3 protein-coding genes and 1 pseudogene are annotated in these 3561 nt (G+C 62.4%); 1 reads left to right on the top strand and 3 read right to left on the bottom strand.

Annotation, left to right across the window (positions count from 1 at the left end):
• Nucleotides 1–590, bottom strand: a 590-nt coding sequence (locus EPO09_RS20905) for a YebC/PmpR family DNA-binding transcriptional regulator (protein WP_290646310.1), incomplete at its 3' end; no start/stop codon positions are given.
• A gap of 195 nt (nt 591–785) precedes the next feature.
• Between EPO09_RS20905 and EPO09_RS20910 the strand changes: the two genes are divergently transcribed.
• Nucleotides 786–2369, top strand: a complete 1584-nt coding sequence (locus EPO09_RS20910; RefSeq protein WP_290646312.1) for a helicase HerA-like domain-containing protein — start codon at nt 786–788, stop codon at nt 2367–2369.
• 1 nt (nt 2370) lies between these two features.
• Here EPO09_RS20910 and EPO09_RS20915 read toward each other — a convergent pair whose 3' ends face one another.
• Together EPO09_RS20915 and EPO09_RS20920 are read right to left on the bottom strand one after the other, a co-directional pair.
• Nucleotides 2371–2877, bottom strand: coding sequence for a hypothetical protein (locus EPO09_RS20915; protein WP_290646314.1), 507 nt, complete (start codon nt 2875–2877; stop codon nt 2371–2373).
• A gap of 92 nt (nt 2878–2969) precedes the next feature.
• Nucleotides 2970–3561 (bottom strand): annotated as a pseudogene (locus EPO09_RS20920) (lysophospholipid transporter LplT); the annotation flags it as partial.

Consider the following 3561-nt stretch of genomic DNA (forward strand, 5'->3'; position numbering starts at 1 on the left):
GCCATTTCAGGTTTCATGCCAGCGCCTTCCAGGGCGTTCTTCACAGCTTCGAAGTCAGCGGGCCCGCTCAGCACCTCAACGGAACCGTCATCGTGCGTGATCACATCCTCGGCACCCGCTTCCAGGGCCACTTCCATGACCTTGTCTTCGCTCACGCCCGGCGCAAACAGGAACTGCCCCACATGCTTGAACTGGAAAGCCACGGAGCCTTCGGTACCCAGATTGCCTCCGTGCTTGCTGAAGGCATGGCGCACTTCAGCCACCGTGCGCACGCGGTTGTCGGTCATGCAATCGACGATCACAGCCGCGCCGCCAATGCCATAGCCTTCGTAGCGGATTTCTTCGTACGTGACGCCATCGAGGTTGCCCGTGGCCTTGTCCACGTTGCGCTTGATGTTGTCCGCCGGCATGTTCGCGCCCTTGGCCTTGTCAATGGCCAGGCGCAAACGCGGGTTCATGTTGATATCCGCACCGCCTGCACGTGCAGCGACGATGATTTCACGCGTGATCCGGGTCCAGATCCTGCCGCGCTTTTCGTCCTGACGGCCCTTGCGGTGTTGGATATTGGCCCACTTGGAATGACCGGCCATGGCGTGTTGCTCCGGGTAATAGTCTGTTTTTGAATGACAGAACGCGCGCCGGCACAAGTCCGGTGCGCGCACAAAAATGATCAGCCAAAGCTGAGTGATACTGTGATTTTACCTTTCAGCCGGGTTGACCCTGATCAGGTTCTGCGCAGAATCACTCGGCCGTCCGATTTCCTCATCTTTCAGGCACCCTAGATCATGGCCGATCCCATCCTGCTCGCCCGTCATGGCGACACCGAATGCCACCTGCTGCCCGCCCTGGTCAACCGCCACGGCCTGATCACCGGCGCAACCGGCACAGGCAAGACCATCAGCCTGCAGACCCTGGCGGAAAGCCTGTCCAAGGCGGGCGTGCCCGTCTTCATGGCCGACATCAAGGGTGACCTGACGGGCATTTCCCAAACAGGCAAGATCTCATCCAAGCTCGAAGCGATCCTCGCTGAACGCAGCCTGGACAAGCCAGAACCTCTGGCCTGCCCCACCACGCTGTGGGACGTGTTCGGAGAGCAAGGCCACCCCGTACGCGCCACGATTTCCGACATGGGCCCGCTGCTGCTCAGCCGCATGCTCAACCTGAACGACACCCAGCAAGGCGTGCTGCAACTGGTGTTCAAGATCGCTGATGACAACGGCCTGCTCCTGCTGGATCTGAAAGACCTGCGCGCCATGCTCCAGCATGTGGGCGACAACGCCAGCCAGTTCACCACCGAATACGGCAACATCAGCGCAGCCAGCGTGGGCGCCATCCAGCGCGGCTTGCTGCAAGTCGAAGAGCAAGGCGGCGACAAGTTCTTTGGCGAACCGATGCTCAACATCGGCGACTTCATGCAGACGGTTGACGGCAAGGGCGTGATCAACATCCTCGCCGCAGACAAGCTGATGAACGCGCCGCGCCTGTATGCCACCTTCCTGCTGTGGATGCTGTCGGAGTTGTTCGAGACGCTGCCTGAAGTGGGCGACCTGGACAAACCCAAGCTGGTGTTCTTCTTCGACGAGGCCCACCTGCTGTTCAAGGATGCTCCCGCCGCGCTGGTGGAACGCATCGAACTGGTCGTGCGCCTGGTGCGCTCCAAGGGCGTGGGCGTCTACTTCGTGACCCAGAACCCGCTGGACGTGCCAGAGACCGTGCTGGGCCAGTTGGGCAACCGCGTGCAGCACGCCCTGCGCGCCTTCACGCCTCGCGATCAGAAAGCCGTCAAATCCGCGGCAGAAACGATGCGCGCCAACCCCGGACTGGACATCGCCACCGCGATCACGGAACTGGCGGTGGGTGAAGCCCTGGTCAGCTTGCTGGACGACAAAGGCCGCCCCAGCGTGACCGAGCGTGTGTTCGTCCTCCCGCCGGGCAGCCAAATCGGCCCAATCACACCCGAACAGCGCCAGGCCCTGCTGGCCAACTCGCTGGTAGCTGGCGTCTACGAAAAAATGATCGACCGCGAATCGGCCTACGAAAAGATCAAAGGGCGCACAGCCTCATCATCCTCAGGCCCGGCTACCGGCAATGGCGCCCCCAAATCCATGCGCGAAGAAGCAGCAGAGGCCATGCGGGGCAGTGCTTCGGGCGCCGCCAAGGACGCAGCCACCGAAGCCACTGGTGGCGCCAGCGGTGGCTGGCTTGGAGATATTGCTGGCGGCCTGCTCAAGGGCAGCGGCCGCAAGGACTCCATCCTAGAGACAGTGGCCAAGTCAGCGGCCCGCACGATCGGCTCCACCGTAGGCCGCGAAATCATCCGCGGCGTACTGGGCTCCATCCTGGGTGGCTCAAGCAGTCGTCGCCGCTGAATCAGTGGCCGCGACGCCAGTTGCGGCCATCTTGATCCCCGCCACGAGGGGCGATGACGTAACCGCGCTCATCGTCACGGCCACCATCGTTCCAGGCGTAACGGTCATCTCGATCATGATGATGGCGTTCGTGCCATCCCCACCCGCCACGCGGCTCGCAACGACGAGGCGCAGGGTAGTAAGCCACCGGCACTGGCGCATAGACCGCCCGTGGTTGCACAACCACGGGGGGCGAGTACACCACCTGGCGTGGCGCATAGACCACTGGCGCCGGGGCGTACACCACGGGTGCGGGGGCATAGATCACAGGCGTCTGACCATACACACCACGCGGCGTGTTGGACACTGCGGTGGACACGCGCCCCATGCCTTGTACAGGGGCATCCACGTTCACAGCCCAGTACACCCCGCCACCGGCGTAGGCACTGACCGATGCGGCCATCAAACCTGCCAGAAGTCCGGCCGACTGGACGAGACGAGACAGCGAAATCAAGCGTGAAGTGTTCATGAGAGGCTCCTTATGAGCTCTCAACGGCCCAGCTGCCCGGGTGGACGACGTACAGGCTACGCGACTTTGTAAAGCTATGTAGCCAGCCGCAATCAGTGATGGTGCCCGTCCGTGCGCGCCAAGGCCATCAACTGATCTACCTCAGCCTTGTAGACAATGGTGTTGCGGTGATGCCAGTAACCTACCAGGCCCATCACACCGGCCACGACCAGACCGAATACGGTGATCGCACCAAACGCCGACAAGCCTGCTGACGTGGCACCAGCATAGAGCCCGCCCAAGGCCAGGATACAAGCCTGCTCATTGAAGTTCTGCACGGCAATCGAGCGCCCCGCCCCCATCAGGTTGTGGCCGCGGTGCTGCAGCAAGGCATTCATGGGCACGATCAGATAACCCACAGTGGCACCCAGCATGATCAGGAATGGAATCGCAACCGTCAGGCTGTGAATCACATTGAGCCCCAGCATCAGCAGCCCCATGGCCACACCCAGGGGGATCAGCTTGGTGGCCAGCTCCAGCCGCATCGACACGGACGCCACCACGGCACTCACAGCCGTACCCACGACAACCACACCTGCCAGCGTAGAGGCCTGCGTGGTCGAATAACCCAGCGCGGCCGCAGCCCAGGGGAACACGATCACACGCATATTGCCCGACACCCCCCAGACCAGGGTGGTGCTGGCC

Source organism: Aquabacterium sp. (genome assembly GCF_004297345.1).
Taxonomy (GTDB): domain Bacteria; phylum Pseudomonadota; class Gammaproteobacteria; order Burkholderiales; family Burkholderiaceae_C; genus Aquabacterium.

Bases quoted from the DNA above. Each gene is read 5' to 3' on its own strand.
- EPO09_RS20915 (WP_290646314.1), bottom strand. From the start codon at position 2,877: ATGAACACTTCACGCTTGATTTCGCTGTCTCGTCTCGTCCAGTCGGCC.
- EPO09_RS20910 (WP_290646312.1), top strand. From the start codon at position 786: ATGGCCGATCCCATCCTGCTCGCCCGTCATGGCGACACCGAATGCCAC.